The sequence below is a fragment of the Caballeronia sp. LZ019 genome, from assembly GCF_031450825.1.
Classification (GTDB): Bacteria; Pseudomonadota; Gammaproteobacteria; order Burkholderiales; family Burkholderiaceae; genus Caballeronia.
Genome location: NZ_JARTVZ010000002.1, coordinates 1055200 through 1074462 on the forward strand (window position 1 = coordinate 1055200; position 19263 = coordinate 1074462).

General features: G+C 66.0%; 15 protein-coding genes. 3 read left to right on the plus strand and 12 right to left on the minus strand.

Annotated features, from left to right (window positions below):
* Positions 1-57: 57 nt before the first annotated feature.
* The 4 genes from P9255_RS07925 to P9255_RS07940 all read right to left on the minus strand — a co-directional run bounded on the left by P9255_RS07925 (position 58) and on the right by P9255_RS07940 (position 4323).
* Positions 58-1119, minus strand: coding sequence for an alkene reductase (locus P9255_RS07925; protein ID WP_309766484.1), 1062 nt, complete (start codon positions 1117-1119; stop codon positions 58-60).
* Positions 1120-1179: 60 nt separating this feature from the next.
* Entirely contained in the window at positions 1180-1473 is a 294-nt protein-coding gene (locus P9255_RS07930; protein WP_309766485.1) for a metalloregulator ArsR/SmtB family transcription factor, read from the minus strand.
* 494 nt (positions 1474-1967) lie between these two features.
* Entirely contained in the window at positions 1968-2264 is a 297-nt protein-coding gene (locus tag P9255_RS07935; RefSeq protein ID WP_309789326.1) for a hypothetical protein, read from the minus strand.
* Positions 2265-2277: 13 nt separating this feature from the next.
* Positions 2278-4323 (minus strand): filamentous hemagglutinin N-terminal domain-containing protein, encoded by a 2046-nt coding sequence (locus P9255_RS07940; protein ID WP_309789327.1) that lies wholly within the window; start codon positions 4321-4323, stop codon positions 2278-2280.
* A 211-nt stretch (positions 4324-4534) separates the two neighbouring features.
* Between P9255_RS07940 and P9255_RS07945 the strand changes: the two genes are divergently transcribed.
* Entirely contained in the window at positions 4535-4939 is a 405-nt protein-coding gene (locus P9255_RS07945; protein ID WP_309766489.1) for a DUF6232 family protein, read from the plus strand.
* Between the two features lie 25 nt (positions 4940-4964).
* On the opposite strand, the gene P9255_RS07950 is transcribed toward P9255_RS07945, so the two are convergent.
* Positions 4965-7418 (minus strand): glycogen/starch/alpha-glucan phosphorylase, encoded by a 2454-nt coding sequence (locus tag P9255_RS07950; protein WP_309789328.1) that lies wholly within the window; start codon positions 7416-7418, stop codon positions 4965-4967.
* 390 nt (positions 7419-7808) lie between these two features.
* Here P9255_RS07950 and P9255_RS07955 point away from each other — a divergent pair, with 390 nt between their 5' ends.
* On the plus strand, positions 7809-8000 hold the full coding sequence (locus tag P9255_RS07955; RefSeq protein WP_309766493.1) for a hypothetical protein: 192 nt from the start codon (positions 7809-7811) through the stop codon (positions 7998-8000).
* 79 nt (positions 8001-8079) lie between these two features.
* Positions 8080-8961 (plus strand): DMT family transporter, encoded by an 882-nt coding sequence (locus tag P9255_RS07960; protein WP_309766495.1) that lies wholly within the window; start codon positions 8080-8082, stop codon positions 8959-8961.
* Here P9255_RS07960 and P9255_RS07965 read toward each other — a convergent pair whose 3' ends face one another.
* From P9255_RS07965 to P9255_RS07995, 7 genes are all read right to left on the minus strand, one after another.
* Complete coding sequence (locus tag P9255_RS07965; RefSeq protein ID WP_309766497.1) at positions 8962-10194, minus strand: L,D-transpeptidase; 1233 nt, start codon at positions 10192-10194, stop codon at positions 8962-8964.
* Positions 10195-10290: 96 nt separating this feature from the next.
* The gene (locus tag P9255_RS07970; RefSeq protein ID WP_309766499.1) at positions 10291-10824 is read right to left on the minus strand and encodes a hypothetical protein; all 534 of its coding nucleotides are present in this window, start codon (positions 10822-10824) and stop codon (positions 10291-10293) included.
* A 120-nt stretch (positions 10825-10944) separates the two neighbouring features.
* A complete protein-coding gene (locus P9255_RS07975) occupies positions 10945-14196 on the minus strand; it encodes an ATP-binding protein (RefSeq protein WP_309766501.1) in 3252 nt (1083 codons plus the stop codon).
* A 113-nt stretch (positions 14197-14309) separates the two neighbouring features.
* A complete protein-coding gene (locus P9255_RS07980) occupies positions 14310-16058 on the minus strand; it encodes a S10 family serine carboxypeptidase-like protein (RefSeq protein WP_309766502.1) in 1749 nt (582 codons plus the stop codon).
* Between the two features lie 35 nt (positions 16059-16093).
* Positions 16094-17695, minus strand: a complete 1602-nt coding sequence (locus tag P9255_RS07985) for a S53 family peptidase (RefSeq protein WP_309766503.1) — start codon at positions 17693-17695, stop codon at positions 16094-16096.
* A 179-nt stretch (positions 17696-17874) separates the two neighbouring features.
* Positions 17875-18792 carry a DUF72 domain-containing protein gene (locus P9255_RS07990; protein ID WP_309766505.1) on the minus strand — a complete coding sequence of 306 codons (918 nt, stop codon included), beginning with the start codon at positions 18790-18792 and terminating at the stop codon, positions 17875-17877.
* The gene (locus P9255_RS07995; protein WP_309766507.1) at positions 18789-19187 is read right to left on the minus strand and encodes a GFA family protein; all 399 of its coding nucleotides are present in this window, start codon (positions 19185-19187) and stop codon (positions 18789-18791) included. The genes P9255_RS07990 and P9255_RS07995 overlap by 4 nt, the downstream gene beginning before the upstream one ends.
* Between the last annotated feature and the right edge of the window lie 76 nt (positions 19188-19263).

Below are 19263 nucleotides of genomic sequence, written 5' to 3' on the forward strand. Positions count from 1 at the left end.
TCGGATGCCGAAGTATCATAGCGAAAACGAAAACAGCGGCCGGGGCCGCTGTTTTCGTTACTCCGCCGTTTCTAGCAGCGGATAATCCGTATAGCCCTTCGCTCCGGGCGCATAGAACGTGGACGTGTCCGGGTCGTTCCACTGCGCGTCCAGTTCGAGGCGGCGCACGAGGTCCGCATTCGCGATGAACGGCTTGCCCCAGGCCACCGCGTCCGCGTCGCCGCGCGCGATGATCGCTTCGGCGCTTTCCTTCGTGAACTTTTCGTTGGCGATATAGACGCCGCCGAACGCCTTCTTCAGTTGCGGCCCGAGGCTGTCCGGACCTTCCGCCTCGCGCGCCGCGATGAACGCGATCTTGCGCTTGCCCAGTTCACGTGCGACATAGCCGAAGGTCGCGGCGCGGTCGCTGTCGCCCATCGTGTGGGAATCGGCGCGCGGTGCGAGGTGCATGCCGACGCGATCCGCGCCCCACACTTCGATACACGCATCGGCGACTTCGAGCATCAGGCGCGCGCGGTTTTCGATCGGGCCGCCGTATGCATCGGTGCGCTTGTTGGTGCTGTCCTGCAGGAACTGGTCGAGCAGATAGCCGTTCGCGCCGTGCACTTCCACGCCGTCGAAACCGGCGCGCTTCGCGTTCTCCGCGCCTTTGCGATACGCCGCCACCACGCCCGCGATTTCATCGAGCTCGAGTGCGCGCGGCGTGACATAAGGACGCTGCGGACGCACGAGACTCACGTGGCCTTCGGCCGCGATCGCGCTCGGCGCAACGGGCAGTTCGCCATTGAGAAAGACCGGGTCCGAGATGCGGCCCACGTGCCACAGTTGCAGCACGATCTGACCGCCTGCTTCATGAACGGCCTTGGTCACCAGTTTCCAGCCTTCGACTTGTTCGTCGGACCAGATGCCCGGCGTATCGGCGTAACCGAGGCCTTGCGGCGTGACCGACGTGGCCTCGCTGATGATGAGACCCGCCGATGCGCGATCGGCGTAATACTGCGCCATCAGCGCGTTCGGCACACGTTCGACGCCCGCGCGCTGGCGCGTCAGCGGCGCCATGACGATGCGGTTCTTGAGCGTCAGCGCGCCCACTTTGAGCGGATCGAAAAGAGTCGGCATAACGGAAGGTATCCTAATTAAGTTGAAAGGATGCTGTCACCTGGACGGCGCATCGGATGCTCAGAGATTCTCCATGGAATCGCGGAACGCCTGAATGACCGCCTCGTCGCGCCTGAAGAACACCCATTGCCCTACGCGCTTGGTGGTGACGAGCCCTGCTTTGTGAAGAGTCGCGAGATGCGCGGAAACGGTGGACTGCGACATGCCGCAGCGTTCATCGATCTGACCCGCGCACACGCCATGCGACAGCGGCAATTCCTGATTGGGGAAATGCTGCTCCGGCTCCTTCAGCCATTCGAGAATCTCGCGGCGAAGGGGGTTGGCTAGGGCTTTGTGGATTGCGTCGATGTCCATTTCGTTGCTCGTGCGTCTGACGGCCGGCACGCTAAAGGGCACGTATCGAATCGTCTTGATGCGAAGTATATATCGCAATCTTCCGATACGCAAGAAAGCCGCCCCTGCCGGCCGTTACGCCGAGGCTGGGAAGCGAAGCGCCTGGCGTGCGCGTCGACGAGAGGCAGCTTCAGTGGGCACTCTGCAGCCCGCGCTATTGCGCGCACCGTGCACGAACACCGCTCCCGATGCGGGCTCTGAATCGCCCATTTCAGCCTGTAGCCGAGGTCGGCGAAGGATACGTCGGACCGAACGCTCATGTCCTGCACGTCGACACGACGACGCATCGATCGTACTTTCCGCGCAAAGACCTCCAAGGACGTCCGGTGTTGCAGGTCATGACGCCGCCGCAGACGAGCGATGGGTTCGTCCGTGGATGAAACGCGTCAACTCGCACCGTGACGGTACGGCCCACGGCCTTTGGTATCCACTCCGCATGACCGCAATCGACATCGTTACTGCGCAACCTGCCACCTCAATACCGGATGCGTCGCGGCGAGCCGCATGATCCACGTCCCGGCGGCACTGAAATCCCACGTTGGGCCGAAGCTCTCCGGCTTGCTCATCTGCGCGGTCGTCAAACCGTTCGTGACGGGCACAGGCGTGCCCGAACCGACGCCGGATGCCTGCCCCGTGGTCTCGCGGTCCCAGAACACGTCGGCGGCAACGTTTCCGCGGTTATCGGCAACGAGGCCGCCCCTGAACGCTGGCCGCACGAAGCTCGCGACGGGCCCGCTTGCAAACGACTCCACGATGGATCCGACATTAGTAGCAACCAGTCCCCCACCACCCGCTTCCGCCGTCCACCGATCCGGTCGCATACGATTGCCTGATCGACCCTGAATTGCTTCCGACGAGCCCGCCGCCCGCTGCGCGAGAGCCTCCCCCTGCGCCTCCGGTGGCGAAGGACTGCAATATCAATCCTTCGTTATTGCCGACGAGCCCGCCCGCGGCGCTCGACGATCCGGCCGGGACCGCGCTGTCGGAGCGGTACACGACGCCGGTGCTGATGCCTAACAGTCCGCCGACTGGCCCGCCGGTCGATCCGTACGTGACCAGCTTGCCGTCGGCATGAACGTTCGACACCACGCCGGACGACTGCCCGGCGAGCGCGCCCATCGGCCCGAAATAATCGCTGATGCCGACATTGCCGAGTTTCAGGTTCCGCACCGCACCCGAGTTTCCGATCGACGCGAAAAGCCCTGTCGGTTGCGCGGTGTCGAAGTCGAGAACGGTGATGCTCAGGCTGTTGATCGTATGCCCGAGGCCGTCGAGTTGCCCCGTGAACCCGCTCGCGCTGCCCGCGCCGATGGGCTGGAATGTGCTCGTCGACGAACCGGCGTCGATGTTGCGGCCCAGTGCATAGGATCCATTGAGATCCTGCGAGATGGCCGCGAGCTCGTCTACCGAGTCGATCAGCCGATAGTCCGTTATCTGCGCCCGCACGCCGCTGTACGCGGGCGCGGTCCACGCAGGATTGCTGATGACCGTTCCGCTGACGTATTGCCCGCCGCTATCGCGGTAACTCGCGACTACGCCCGAGCTTTTCGACCAGTCGATCGTGCCGAGGTTGAAGACACTGCCCGCGTTCCCCTGCCCCGCTGCGTCGGCGCGCAGCGTCAAATTGGCCGCACCGGTATTGCCGAGCGTCGCCATCGGACCGACCGTGACGGAACGCGCCGCGTTGAGCGTGAGCGAAGCGTTGCCCGACCAGCGCATCGTCTGCTCCATCACGATATCGCCCGGCGACGCATCGAGCGTCACGGACGTGCCCTGATTCAACTGGTGGAGCAACGCCGCCGTCGTCAACGGACCGGCATGGAATACAGGCGCGTTCAGCTTCCAGTTCGCGGCATGAATGTCGGCATCGTCGAGATGAAGCGCCGCGCCTGCCGTATCGACGATGCCGCCCGTGCCATCGGCGTTCGCCGCATCGATGCGGCCGTGCACATGCGCGGCGCCGTCGTTCGCCACGAGCCAGACACGGCCATCGCGCGTCGCGGCGCCGGTCGCGCGCAATGCGTTCGTGTTGCCTGCCAGCGCGAACACATTGCCATCGGCGGCCTGCAATGCGATCTGCGCCGCCGCTATCGTTCCCTTGTCGACCACATCGCCACGGCTGCCCGTCGATTGCACGAACGTTTGCGGAAGGCTGGCGGCATCGCGCACGAGAACCCGATCCCCCGCTGCAAGTTCCGCCGAGCCGGCCGGCGCGCTGATCGTGCCGTCGTTCTCGACGAGACTGCGCGCGATCAGCAACACATCGCCGTTAGTGGAGCTGATCTTGCCGAGATTCACCACGACGCCCCCGCCACTGCCCGCAAAGGTCAGTGGACCGCCCGCCATGAACGCGTCGTTGCCGACATCAAGCGCCGATGCGACGAAGCGCCCGCCCGTCGAGACGACGCCCGTCGCGCCGATCACGATGCCCTGCGGATTGATCAGATAGAAGCTCCCGCTTGCGGTGAGCGCACCGTTGATCGACGACTTCTCGATGCCGGTCACACGGCCGAGCGTTGCGCCGGACCCGTTCTGGATCGTCACCGCGTTGTCTTTGTCGATCGAGAAGCTGGCCCAGTCGATGACGGCTCGCGATGTCGTCTGAGTGACCGTCAGGCGCTTGCCATTGACAGACATGCCGCCCGCGCCCGCAACGAATTTTCCTCCGGCGGGCAGCGGCCCGGCCGACCATGTGTTCGACGCGATCGCCACGCCCGCAATCATCAGAATCGCGAAGCGGCGGCGGTTCGCCGAATCTCTGTGCCGGTGCTTTGCGGACGTTGCGCCGATGGTTCGGGTCTGAGTGGGCATGATGCGCCTCCCGCGGGTTGCATCGAGCGGTCACTGCTTCCGACACATCATGCGCTTTCCGCTTCAATAATCAAGGTCCGGCCAAATTATTACGGCATCCTTTCGAATGTAAGCAGACCTGGTTCAGCCGCAGATCGCTCGGGGTTTCTCCGTTCCTGGCACCGTCTGGTAATCTCCGCGTTTTCCCTGCCTCATACGGAACGATCAGCTTATGGATACACCCTTCAACGAACGCGGCGTCACCTTGTCGCGCGCCGGCCTGTCGGCTTCGGGCCAGATGATTCCGCTGCGCGAGCTGCGCGCCGCACGGGTCGTGAAGATCGAACGCAAGAAGCCGCTGCCGATCGCTCTCGCGATCATCGGGCTCGTCGTACTGGGCGCGGGCATCGCGACGGGCGCGGGCGCGGCGCTCGTGCTCGGCGTGATGATCGTCGTCGTCGGTTATCTGACGTGGATCACGCAGGACGTCATCTATCAGTTGATGGTGTCGACATCCGACGGCGAGCGCGAAGTGCTCATCACGAAGGATGAGGATTTCGCGGATCGCGTGGCCGCGCTCGTCGGCGACGCGGTCGCGAAACACGCGCAAACTGCAGCCGCGCGCCCCGAAGCGTGATGCAGGGCGCGCGGCGCTTGGCGCGTCAGCTCAGGTTCAGCGGCTCGACATGCCAGATTTCGCGCGCATATTCCGCAATCGTGCGGTCCGATGAAAATATCCCCATGCCGGCGACATTCTCGATGGCGCTCTTCGTCCAGGCGTCCTTGTCGCGGAACTTGAGGTCGACTTCGCTTTGCGTCTTGTCGAAGCTCGCGAAGTCGGCGAGCACCATGTAGTGATCGCCCCAGTCCACCAGCGTATGGAAGATGTCGTAGAAGCGGTGCGGCTCTTCCGGCGAGAAGTGCCCGAGCCGGATCTGATCGAGCGCGAGCTTCAGTTCCGCGTTCTCCTCGTAAATCTGCCGCGGCCGATACCCCGCCGCGCGCAACGATTCGATCTCGTCCGTCGTGTTGCCGAAGATGAAGATGTTCTCGCGACCGACGGCATCGCATATCTCGATGTTCGCGCCGTCCAGCGTGCCGATGGTCAGCGCCCCGTTCAGCGCCAGCTTCATGTTGCCGGTGCCGGACGCTTCGGTGCCGGCCATCGAGATTTGCTGTGACAGATCGGCCGCCGGAATGATCAGCTCCGCGACGCTCACGCCATAGTTCGGAATGAAGCCGACCTTCAGCCGGTCGCCGACGAGCGGGTCCGCATTGATGCGCTTGGCGACATCGTTAATGAGCTTGATGATGTTCTTCGCCATCTTGTACGCCGACGCGGCCTTGCCCGCGAACATCACCACGCGCGGCGTCCAGTCATGCTGCGGATTCTCGCGGATGCGGTTATAGCGCACGATCACATACAGGATGTTGAGCAGCTGCCGCTTGTATTCGTGGATGCGCTTCACCTGCAGATCGAAGAGCGCTTCGGGATTGATGATCGCGTTCGCGTCGCGCTTCGCGCGTTCGACGAGACGCAGCTTGTTCGCGAACTTCGCCTCGTGAAACGCCTTGCGGAACTCGGGATCGTCGCGCCATTCGCGCAGCCGTCCCAGTTCGAACAGGTCGGTGCGCCAGCGCGTGCCGAGCCGCTTGTCGATCAGCGACGACAGCGAAGGACTCGCCTGCGCGAGCCATCGCCGCGGCGTGATGCCGTTCGTCACGTTGGTGAAGCGCTCGGGATACATGCGCGCGAAGTCGGAGAAGATGTTCTGCACCATCAGCTGCGAATGCAGCTTCGACACGCCATTCACCTTCTGACTCGCGACGATCGCAAGGTGCGCCATGCGCACGCGGCGCTGGCCGTATTCATCGACGAGCGAGATGCGGCGGATCAGATCGACATCGCGCCCGAACTTCTCCGTCACTTGCTTGAGGAACTGCGCATTGATCTCGAAGATGATCTCGAGATGACGCGGCAAAAGACGCGCGAGCATTTCGACGTCCCACGTTTCGAGCGCCTCCGGCATCAGCGTGTGATTCGTGTACGAGAACATCTGCTGCACGAGTTTCCACGCCTTGTCCCACGGCACATGATGCGTATCGACGAGCAGGCGCATCAGTTCGGGAATCGCGAGCACGGGGTGCGTGTCGTTCAGATGCACCGCGACCTTTTCCGCAAGCCGCCCGAAATGGGTATGCGTGCGCTGATAGCGGCGGATCAGATCCTGCATGGTCGCGGAGACGAAGAAGTACTCCTGACGCAGGCGAAGCTCACGGCCGGCCTGCGTCGAATCGTCCGGATAGAGCAGTCGCGACACATGCTCCGACGTGTTCTTCGCCTCGACCGCGCGACGATAATCGCCCTGATTGAACGCAGAGAGATCGAATTCGTCGGTGGCGCGCGCGGACCACAGGCGCAGCGTGTTGGTCGCGGTCGTCGCGTAGCCGGGGATGACCGTGTCGTAGGCCATCGCGTTGACGTGCTCGGTGTCGATCCATTCGGTGCGGTCGCCGTGCTGCACGGTGCGTCCGCCGAAGTGCACGGTGTACACCACTTCGGGCCGCGGAAACTCCCACGGATTGCCCGCGCGCAGCCAGTAATCGGGCATTTCGACCTGATTGCCCTCGACGATGGTCTGCCGGAACATGCCGTATTCGTAGCGGATGCCGTAGCCGAAGCCGGGCACGCCGACCGTCGCCATCGAGTCGAGAAAACACGCCGCAAGCCGTCCGAGACCGCCATTGCCGAGCGCGGCGTCGGGCTCGAGTTCCTCCAGCGTGGCGAGATCGACGCCGAGCGAGGCGAGCGCGTCGCGCACTTCATCGTGAATGCCGAGTGCGAGCAGCGCATTCGTGAACGTGCGGCCGATCAGGAATTCCATCGACAGATAATAGACGCGCTTCACGTCCTGTTCGTATTGCTGCCGCGTGGTGCGCATCCAGCGCGCGACGAGCCGGTCGCGCACGGCGAGCTCGGCTGCATGCAGCCAGTCGCGCGGCTGCGCGGTCGCCGCGTCTTTGCCGACGCCGTACATCAGGCGGTTCGAGATGGAGCGCCGCAGCGCATCGACAGTGCTGTTCAGCTGGTCGAATTCCAGGTTGACGGATGTCATCGATATCTCCGGTTTTTTGCATCTTAGCAACGACCGTCCATGCGCGCCGTTAGTTCAGCGCCGCGCCCGATGACCACAGTCCGGAACGCGAGACGACGGCCTTGCACGTTTGCAGGAGGTCCGCTCGGCGGCCGAAAAAAGGCAGGTTACGCCACTTTTATTTTTTTTGTACGACGTTCCGCGCGATGGTTCCCCGGCGTGTGGCGAACTCGCGTCGGTAAATATTATTTCGTGATCCGTAACGTATGGACGATGTCATCCGCGTGACAGCCGTGCGAAAGGCCGATACCCCGCATCGGGCAACGCATTCTTTCCGCGTGGTGTGCAATACGCGGGCAAGCGTCCGTTAGACTCGCGGGTCCGCAGTCATGCACCTGAATGAGGCCAACGATGTACAAGAAAGGCGTGGTCATCGAAATTCAATTCCCGCCCGAGCGACTCAACGACGCCGCCGGCGATCCCTACTGGATCGACCTCACACTCGACGAGGCGCGCCGCCTTCATGCGCAGCTTTCGAGGCGCTTCGCGAGCGGGAAGGACGCCCGCGCGAATCAGCCGCTCGACACGTTCTCGATCGAATAGCAGACGCTGTGCACGGTTGAACAAGACGACGCGCCGCAATCGCGCGGATACTGCGCGTTTTCGTCCTCTTTCTCGGCTCATGTTCTCGTTGCTGACCGCGCCCGTGTTCGTGTTCCTCTGGTCGACGGGCTTCATCGTCGCGCGGGCGATCACGCCGTATGTGGACCCCAATCTGTACCTGCTCGCGCGCTTCTGCGGCACGGCGGTCCTGTTCGTCGTGCTGGCGCTGGTCGCGCGAGTGCGCTGGCCGACGGGCCGCGACGCCGTGCGCCAGTTGGTCGCCGGCGCGCTGCTTCAGGGCGTCTACCTCGGCGCGAGTTACTGGGCCGTCGCGCGCGGGCTCGGCGCGGGCGTGATGGCGCTGCTCGGCGCGTTGCAGCCGCTCCTGACCGCCGCTTTCGCCGCGCGTCTCTTCGGCGAAAAGCTCTCGGCGCGCGCATGGGGCGGCCTTGCGCTCGGGCTCCTCGGCGTCGCACTCGTGCTCGCTCCCAAGATCGCGGAGAGCGCCGCGCCCGCCTCGCATGCAGCGGGGGCTGCGCCGCAATGGCTGGTGGTCACGGTCGCGATCCTGGCCGTGTTCGCGATCACCGCAGGCACGCTTTACCAGAAGACGTCGCTGGCCAACGCGGATATTCGCAGCGCGAGCGCCTTGCAGAACGCGGGCGCGGCCATCGTCGCGGCGGTGCTCGCCGTATCGCTCGGCGAGCACCGCTTCATTCCGTCGATGACCACGTGGCTCTCGCTTGCCTGGGGCATCGTCATGCTGTCGGGCGTGGCGACGACGCTGCTCGTGTGGATGGTCCGGCGCGGCGACGCATCGCGGGCGACGGCCTTGCTGTTTCTCGCGCCGCCGCTCGCGGCCATCGAAAGCTACGTCGCGTTCGGCGAGACGCTCGGCGCGATCCAGATCGCAGGCTTTGGCGTCGCGCTGGCGGGCGTGCTGCTGGCGAGATCCGGCTGATCAATCGACGTGGATCGCGGCCGCCGGCACCTGCTGGCGCGCGGCCTTTCCCGGTCCCGGCGACCACGCGGGCCGCGTCTTTCTCGCCGTATCGATGACGACGAGATAGTGGCCGGCCCACGGCGTCGTCTGCCGATCCGGCTTCAGCACCCATATCGATTGCCCTTCGGCCGCACGCGCTTCGTATTGGGCGTCGAGAATGCCGTGGTGATCGAAGAACGCGTTGAGCGTCGACGGGATGCGCACGCAGCCCTTCGAATGACGCATCCCGAGCACCGGTTCGAGCTTCTCGGGATCGGTGGCGTGCATCTGGAAGCGCATCGGCGAGACGCCGCCTTTGCCCCAGCCGCGTTCGCCGTCGACCCAGCCGAAATCGTAGATGCGCATGTCGCGCGCGCCGTAGCCGCGGATTTTGAACTCGTTGAGCGTGCCTTCCGCGCGGAAGTCCATGTTGCCCGGCACGTGCTGGAACACGCCGAGCGGCGTCAGGAAGTGGTCGTAGGATCCGGGGCGTCCCGTCGATACCGGCGATGCCCCGGTCATCGACCACGCATCGCCCGGTTTCGCGCGAAAGTAGACGAAGACCGCCTGCACGTTCTCCGCGCGATCCACGAGAACCACGAACTCGTTCGCCAGATTGCCGTGGCCGTTTTCGTCGAGCGCACGCTGAAGCGCGCGGCCATAGGCTTGCTGATCGGCGGCCGGCACGTCGAGGCGGCGGTCGACTTCGCGCGCGAACGCCTGCCGCATCGCGTAGGCGCCTTGGGGCGCGAGACCCGTTCGCTGCGCGATGTTCGGCTCGGGCGGTTCCGGCGGCAGCGGCGCCTCCGGCACGGCGGCTTCGGATGCCGCGCTCGCCGCCGATGCCGCTTCGGCTGCCGACGCGGCCGACGCCTCCGCGGCCTCCGAAGCCCGCGATGCAGCCGACGCATCCGAGACCGCTTGCGGCGGCATCGGCACCGGCATCGCGGGAAGCGCCCGCGCGGGGGCGCTCACGGTTTGCGGCGCGCTCGCGGCATGCGGCAGCGGCGGCGCGGGCGGAATCGCGACACGCCCTTGCGCGACCCTTGCCGGTGCCGAAGCCGGTGTCGAAGCCGGTGCCGAAGCCGGTGCCGTCGCTCGTCCCGCCTGCTGCGCGCTGGCCTGCGCCGTCATCAGAAAGAGGACGGCAAGCGCCGCAACCCCGGTTTTTCGCGCGCCGAACGGCGTCTTGTTGGTTCCTGCCTGCTGCATTGATGGACCCGCTTGAAGCTGAAACGACAAGCGAGCCCCGGAGCAACGTTCATACCGGCGCCGCATGCCGTTGCGGGCGGGTTGCGATCCGACTCGTCAGAGCCCCTTGCAGGACATGCTGGACAGATTCGGATACCGGTTCGGCCAGTCGCCGGCCATCGCCGATTGCGCGGCCCTGAGCGTGATATCGCCAGTGCAGACGCAACGCTTCAGATAGACCGCGAGCCGCTCCTTGCGACGCTGCCCGGCGCGGCCTTCCCAGCGCCGCAGGTCGAGATTGGCGGGCGAGTTCGGCGAGCCGCCGAGGATCACCGGCATGCGGTGGTCGAGCGCATATTCCGAGCCGAACGACGCATCGACGCCACGCTGTTTGAGCAGCCGGTCCTTCTGGCGCATCTGCATCTCGAACGACGGCAGCACGCGATCGACGTATCCCGACACGCAGATGGTATCGACGATGGTCGCCTGCGTGACGCGCGCATCGAGCCAGTCTGACCGCTGCGCGCGAGCGCCGCCGCCGGACACCGCGATAAGGGCGACCAGCGCGATGACGGCCGGCGACGCCACGCGCCCGATGCGGCGGCGGCTCTCGACGCCGCGCGGATTAACGGAGGTGTCGCTTCGATTCATGCCTCGATGAACTGGACGAGCGGGACAAGCGGATGGCGCGGCCATCGCGTGGCCGCCGGTTTTCGAGATGAACGGCGGTTCAATTAAAACACACGATCGCAGCGGCGCGAGACGCGTCTGTCAGACCGACAGGCGGGCGACGGCGGCATCGAGCGCCGCATCGAGCGTGCGGGCCTCGCGCGTGAACGCGGCGAACGATACGTCGATATTCGCGTCGTCTTCGCCGTTGCGGTCTTCTTCGATGACGCGTTCGCAGTCGCGCTGAAGCACGACGCACGCCTGCATGAACGGCGCAGCGCCGATGACCGCCGCCGCGCCTTTCATCCGATGCGCGATGTCGCGTAACAGCGCGTGATCGCACGCGTGCATCGCGGCGTGGGCTTGGTCGAGGTCCTGGGCGTTGGCGGATCGCAGGGTGTCGATCAGCGTCGCGGCCTGATCGCCGAACGCGTTCAGCGTGGCCTGATCGAAGACGGGGGCGCGGTGCGGAAGTTCCGGCGCCGGCGTGGCTTGCGCGGCCGGCACGGCGCGTCCCGCCTTCACGCCCGCCACCGACAGGACGGCCTCACGCAACTCATCGAGCGAGATCGGCTTGACGAGGCACATCGTCATGCCCGCCGCGACGGCCCGCGACGCCGCTTCCGGCTGCGCATTCGCCGTCAGGCCGATGATCGGCGTCGCGCGCGCGCCCGGCGCATGCTGCGCTTCGTCCGCGCGGATCGCTTGGGCGAGTTCCTCGCCGCTCATCCCCGGCATCGAACAGTCGGTGACGATCACGTCGAATGCGCCCGGATCGGCACGCCAGCGTTCGAGCGCAGCACGGCCGTCGGCTTCGCAATGCGTCGCGCCGCCCAAGAGCCGCACCTGTCCTTCGAGGACGATGCGGTTCGCCGGATGATCGTCGACGATCAGCACGCGCGTGCCCGCCAGCGCCTGCTGCGCGCCGGCCGCCGCCTCGCGCGGCGCAGCCGCCCCGGCATGCTCCGCTTTTGACGCCGGAAACGCGACGCGCACCGTGAACCGCGTGCCCTTCCCCGGCTCGCTCGACAACTCAATGCTTCCGCCCATCATCTCCACGAGCCGCTTGCATATGGTCAGCCCGAGTCCCGTGCCGCCGAAGTGCCGCGCGCCGCCGTCGTGGGCCTGCACGAACGGCGTGAAGAGGGACGCCTGCCGCTCGGGCGGAATGCCGATCCCCGTATCCGATACCGTGAGCGTCAGCGCGCGCATGCCGTCGAGCGGCGGTCCGGCGTCGCAGGCGAGCGTCACCGCGCCGTGATCCGTGAACTTGATCGCGTTCGACAGCAGATTGCCGACGACCTGCCGCAAGCGTTGCCCGTCGGCCATCACCCACGCGGGACCGCCCGCGCCGTCACGCTCTGGCACCAGCGCGATGCCCTTCGCGCGCGCGGCCGGCTCGTAGATCGACGCGACGCTCGCGATCCACGCATCGATATCCATCGGGGCGGGCGCGAGCACCAGGCGCTCCGCCTCGATCTTCGCGACATCGAGCAGGTCGTCGATCATGCCGAGCAGATCGCGCGCCGCGTGATGCGCGGTCTCCAGCGAACGCTTCGTCGCGGCGCCCTCGCCCGGCGCGCGCAGTTCCAGCTCGAGAAGGCCGAGCACGGCGTTCATCGGCGTGCGGATTTCGTGGCTCATCGTCGCGAGAAACGTGGATTTGGCCCGATTCGCGGTTTCCGCTTCCTCCTTCGCGGCGCGCATCGCTTGCTCGGCGGCGATCCGTCGCGTGATCTGCACGCGCAGCGAGACCGCCCACGCCGCAAGCAGGATCACGAGCGCGCCGCCCAGCGACGCAGCGAGTTCGATCTGCGGCAGCCGGCGTTCCCACAATGCTTCGGGATGCTCATCGAGTTTCCAGCGCGCGTGGATCGCTTCGAGCTCGTACGGCGGAAGCGCGGCGATCGCGCGATTCAGGATGCCGAGCAGCACGGGTTCGTCGCGCGCGACGAGCAGCACATGCGGCGACGGCCTGGCCGACAGCACGCCGCTGATCTTCAGCTTGCCGCGATACGGATTGCCGACCGCATAGCTCGCGAGCTTCATGTCCATGATCGTCGCATCGGCATGGCCGTTCACGACGGCCTGCAGCTGTCCGTCGATCGGAGTCGTCTGCACCACGCGCGTCGCCGGCGCGAGCTCGCGGATCATGGCCCGCGCCGGAAACTCGGGCGGCAGCGCGAGCCGCTTGCCCGCGAGCGCCGCGGCATCCTGCAGCGGCGGCGCGTCCACCCGCGTCACGATGGCGATGAGCCCGTCGCCGAAGGGCACGGTCGGCACGAGGTTCCGGTCGGCGTAATCGCGCGGCATGCCGAACGGCACGAACGCGGACGCGCCGGTTCGAAGGTCGTGGTCGATCTGCGCGGCGTCCTTGCGCAATCGTCCTTCGAAGCGCAGCCCCGAAACGCCCGATAACGCGGCGAGCAGATCCGGCACCAGGCCGGCCGGATCGCCCTGCGCGTCGCGGAAAATCAGCGGCGGCGCGTTCGCGACCATCGAGTAATGCACGATGGGATGCGTCGCGACCCACGCCGACTCCTCGGGCGTGAGCTTGAGCGGATGCTCGGCCGATACGGCGGTCATCGCGGCATTCCAGCGCGCCCGCGCGACGATCATCACGCGCGGCGGCAGCGAGGCGAGCGCGGCGTCCACACGCTGGCGCAGGGCATCGGCGCCCGGCCGTCCGGTTGCGAACGCGAAGCTGTATCCGCCTTCGTCGAAAGGCGCGGCGCCGGTCGCGACGAGGCCGGGAAGATCGAGATGCCCGATCGCGTAGGCGACGGCGGTCATGTCGCCGACGAACAGATCGGCTTCGCCGAGCGATACCGCGAGCAACGCCGCGACGGTGCCGGGATACGCGGCGGGCGTCATCGACGGATAGGCGGCCTGCAAACGCGCCCGCGATGTCTGCGCGTCCACATAGGCAATGCGATAGGTCGGCGCGCGTTGCTCAAGCGGCTCGACCAGCACCATTTGCGTCGGCATATACGGCCGGGAAAGCGCGAGCGGGGGGCCGGCGTCCTCGCCGGTCGCGCCCGTGGCCATGTCTATTTCCCCGCGGGTGAGCGCACCGATGAGCGCGGCGCGATCCGGATAGAACCGCCATTGCGGCTGCATGGCGAGCGAACCCGCGACCGCCTGCGCGAACTCGACGGAAATGCCGCGCGGCTCGGCGTTCGGGCTCGCCGCCGTGTCGGCCATGTCGAGCGGCGGGACGATGCCGGGGACCGCGCCGATCACGAGAGGCTGCGATGCGTGCGCGTGCATCCCGCTGACCGCGACGCATACGAGCAGCCAGGCGATGATCGACACGAAGCGCCCGACGCTTGCGGGCTTTGCGGAATGGAACAACGCTGCACCCCTTGTGCGGGCGGTGCAGCCAGTGTGGCAGAAACGGGCGGGCGCGCCAATCGGACAGGACAGCACGCCCATGCTGCCCGTTGCAGGCAGCGAAACGCCTGGCGCTACTGCTCCGCATTCGCGGGCGAGAGCGCCGCACCGATCTTGTCCGCCGTCGTCTTCTGCAACATGATGATGCGGTTCATCGCCGCATGGTTCGAAGTCGCCTCTTCGTACATCTTCGCCAGATCGGCCTTCAGTTGCGTGCGCGAGCCGCCGTCGAGATAGACCATGTGCCCGGACGGATAAAACGTCGCGGACAGGTTCTGCCGCACGGTCTTGTCGATGAGCGGCATCTGCTGAAGATCGAGGATCGTCTGGTAGAACGGCGTGACGAAGTCGTACATGCCGTTCGCGGCCAGCACCTTCAGGTCGACGTTCAGCGCCATCACCGCCGCGAGATCGCCGGCCGTGTAGAGAACGATGTCGCCCTTCGCATCGACGCCCTTCTCCGCGCCGGTCGGATCGGTGTGCTTGAAGTCCCAGTTGACGAACGCCTGATCGTTGAGATCCGTGAACGATGATGTCGACGTGAACTTCAGCTGCTCGTTCAGATAGCTGTTCCACATCGACGTGTAGACGCCGCTCACCGCTGTCATCGTCGGGTCGTTGCCGCCGGAGTTCGGATCGATCTTCCCTGCGATGCCCGTCGATATCGCCGTCACGCGGCCATCGTAGGAACCGAGCGCCTCGCCCTTCGACTTCAGCAGCGTCGTCAGGAAAAGCGAGTTGCCGCGGCTGTCGTAAGCGGCGATATCGAGGCTCCACGCGAGCAGCGTCACCCGGTCGATGCCCGTGAACTCCGCGAGCTTTTCGACCACTTCGTCGTCCGTCTGCGGGAACTTGCGCAGCGCGTTCAGGTAGTCCGTGCGCGCGAATTCCGCGACTTCCTCCATGAAGTTGACGAGGTTCGGCGGCGTCGGATGGACGCCGAGCTTCTTGTGATACCACGCATCGGCGGCGGCGGTCGGCAGCGCGCCGACGGGGTTGCCCGCCTGGCTGTAATCCAGAATGGACGATTGCAGCGTGATGCCGTTCAGATCGACGCCATCCTCATGCAGCCGGTACGCCAGCACGCAGCTGCGCGCGGTGCCGTACGACTCGCCGAACAGGAACTTCGGCGAATTCCAGCGGTTGTTCTTCGTGAGATAGCGCTTGATGAACTGCTTGATGGAATCCGCGTCCTGATCGACGCCCCAGAAGTCGCGATTCCTGTTCGGCGCGATTGCGGCCGAATAGCCGGTGCCGACCGGATTGATGAAGATGAGATCGCTCTTGTCGAGCAGGCTGTCCGGGTTGTCCTCCATCTCGTACGGCGCGGGCGGCGTGAAGCCCGGCATCGAGGTCTTGATGCGGCGCGGCGCGAACGAGCCGAGCAGCACGAATACCGACGACGAGCCCGGCCCGCCGTTATAAAAGAACGTGAGCGGGCGCGCTTCCTCCTTCGCGCCGTCCTTCGTGAACGCGACGTAGAACATCTTCGCTTCGGGCTTCGAACTGCTCGGATCGACCGTCACGAGATGGCCGACGGTCGCCGTGTACGCGATCTTCTCGCCGCCGACCGTCACCGTGTGATGCGTGATCGCGGCGTTTTCGTCGGCTTCGCCCGGGTCGATGGAATCGTCGGGACCGTTGCCGTACGCGACCGAATCGAAATACGGCTGATCCTGCCGATGCTTCTTCCCCGCGCTTTTCGCGGGCGCCTTCGCTGCGGGCTCCTCGGCCGCAGGCGGCTCCTTGATGCCGCCCGGATCGGGCGCGACGCCAGTTCCCGTGGCGGGAATGCTCTTCATTTCCAGTGGATCGGAGTTCATCGTGGTCGCTCCAGAATCGTCGTCGTGGTTGTTGTTCACTGACTTGCCTCAACTGTTACGTGGCTCGGGGCGGGCGCGAGCGCGGCGGCGACCTTCGCGCCGTCGGGACTGCCGAGCCCCGTGCACGCATCCCATCCCGATGCCGCCGCGAAGCTGCCGTTGTTGCCCTCGGTGATGTCGCGGCACGCGGCCTTCGCCTTGTAGAGCTTCGGATTGACGAAGCCCGACGGCGAGCCGTGGATCGCGTTGATGCGCGCGATCAGCGCGGCCCACAGCGGCGCGACGGCGCTCGTGCCGCCGACGACCGTATCGTCGCCGTCGATCAGCACTTCGTAGCCGGTGAGCGGCGATGCGTCGCCGCAGACATCGGGCACGCCGCGCTTCGTCAATGGCGCCTGATGCCCGCCGGAGCGGGCCGCGTGCAGGCCCTTTTGCCACACGGGCAACGCAAAGACGCTGCTCACTCCGCCGCCGCCCGCGCCGCCCTGATCGCCGTCGTTCCAGACGACTTCGCGCGTGATGCCGTGCGCCGTGGCCGCGAGGCTCGTGCCGCCGCAGCCGAGCACGTAGGGGCTCGACGCCGGGAAATCGACGTGATCGGCGTCATCCCCGACGCCGTCCGACGAGCCGCTGTCGCCCGACGCCGCGCACACCGTCACGCCGAGCGCCGCCGCGCTCTGCAGCACGTCGTTGAATGCGCTCATCGACTGCGACGACCAGTTCGACTCCGGCCCGCCCCAACTGATCGACACGACCGACGGCCGGTTCGTGTTGTCGTGGATCGCGCGATTGACCGCATCGACGAAACCGGCGTCGCTGTTCGGCGCGAAGTACACGGCGATGCGCGCGCCCGGCGCGACCGCCCCTGCGATTTCGATATCGAGCGTCACTTCGCCATCCGGACCGTTGGGATTGCCGGTCGGCGCATTCTTCGCGCGGTCCACGCCGATCGCGACGACCTTCGGGGCCTTCACGCCGAGCTTCGAGAAGTACGCCGAAAGATCGCTGTCGCGATAGCCGCCGCCCAGTTCGATGATGGCGATGCATTGGCCCGCGCCGTCGCCATCGGGGAAGTGGTAGAGGCGTGCGAGATCGACCGGCGAGAACGAGGTCTGCGCCGCGCCGCGAAGCGGCCTGAACGGCGGACGAAAACGGAAATGCGGACGCGCCTGCGGCTTGCTGTCGAGGCCGAGCACGGCCGTGACGGCGTCGTGGATATCGTCGGGCACGTTGACCGGGCCCGCGCGCCCGCGATATTCGCCGATGTTGTGATGCTGGAAGCGTTCGAGCTTCACATCGAAAGCCTTTTGGAACGCGTCGATGCTGCCCTTCAGCACGACGCTGCGCGTGCCGGGTTCCGCGCGCACGACCGACAGGCCGTAGCGCCCGGCGAACTGCGTGACCTTGCGGACGTCTTCCTCGGATGCGCCGAAGCGCTTGTCGAAATCCTCGCGCGAGACCGGCTGCGCGGGGGCGTCGCCGGCGTCGATGCGCGCCATCATCTGGCGAAAGCCTTCGGCGTCCTTGCGCCGCAGCATCACGACGACTTCGATCTGTTCGCCGGGATCGCAATCGCCGATGCACTTCGCGCCTTCGGGATGAATCTTGTCGGTGCCGCTCACCGGTTGCTTCGCCATGATATCGATGCTCCTTGCAGGCTATGGACTTCTTGAGAGTTCCGGTCCTGTCGATGTCGCGCATCGTAAGGTGCGCGAAGCACGCTGCTTATCGTCGTATTTTCCGGACGCGAATGCAATCGCCGGGACCGTGCGACCAAGAATGCGGCGGTCCCGGGACAATGCGTGTCCCGGTCGATTCACGCTTGCACGATGCTCGCGGCGCTCGCCGGCTCGATGCCGAGGCGCTCCATCAGGCGGCGGGCATCGAAGGGAGCCTTCACTTTCTGATCGTTGTCGAAGTAGCAGTACACGTCGCGCGAAGCACGGCGGCGCGCCGCAGCCGATGTGATGAGCCTCGCGTCCTCGACTTGCCCGCCCGCCGCCCAGTGCTCGATGCGCCGGGCCCAGCCGTCGAGCGCGTCGTCGGAATAAGCGCCGCCATAGAGCGTCTCGGTCCCGTGCAGCCGCATGTAGACGAAGTCGGACGTCAGGTCTTCCGCGTAAGGCCAGTCCGCGACCGAATCCGACACGACGAGCGCCGCGCCGTACTTGCGCAGAAGCCGCACGAAGGCATCGGTGCAAAAGCTGTGATGGCGTATCTCGATGGCGTGCCGCAGCGCGCGCTTGCGGCCCGCTTCGCACCACGGGTCCTTGACGCGGGTATCGTGCTGCTGCGCGAGCGCGACGGCGGCGTGCGTGTCCTTCGGCAGCAGCTGGAGAAAGCGTTCGAACGCTTCCGGCTTGAAGCTGAAGTTCGGCGGAAACTGCCACAGGAACGGCCCGAGCTTGTCGCCGAGCGCGAGCACGCCCGAGGCGAAGAAATTGGCGATCGCGGGAATCGCCGTCTCGTCGCGAAAGCGCAGCATGTGCGTCAGATAGCGCGGCCCTTTCACGCTGAACACGAAGTCCGCGGGCGTGGCGTCGTGCCACGCGCGATAGCTCGATAGCGTCTGCAGCGAATAATGCGAGCCGTTGATTTCGACCGTCTGCACCGCCCGCGACGCGAATTCCAGTTCACGCGCCTGCGCCAGTTTCTTCGGATAAAACACGCCGCGCCAGCCGGCATAGCGCCAGCCGGAAATGCCGATGCGGATATGCCCGCCCGCCGCGCTCATTTTGGCCGGTCTTCCGGATATTCCGTGCGCACGCCCGCGGGCAGCCACGGCTCGCGACGCGTGCACCACAGTTCGTAGGCGGGTTCGAAGACGCCGGTTTCGTCGAATGCGCCGAGCGGCAGGTCGACTTCCGGATGGCTCGCATATTCCATGTACGCCACCGATCCGCACACCGGGCAGAAATGCCGCCGCCCGTCTTCGGAACTGCGCCACGTCTCGAGCCGTCCGCTCATCTCGACGTCATCGCGCGCGAAGATGGCGTACGCGCCGAACGCGGAGCCGTGCACGCGGCGGCACGTCATGCAGTGACAGAGCGAGACGCGCCGCGGCTTGCCGCGCGCGCGGAAACGAAACGCTCCGCACGCACAGCCGCCTTCGTGGATGTCGGTGTTCATCGTGCGCTCCGCAGTCGAGGTCGAAGTCTTCACGCCGGAAGCACGTCACGCGCCCGGTCGATCGCGCCGCCCGCCG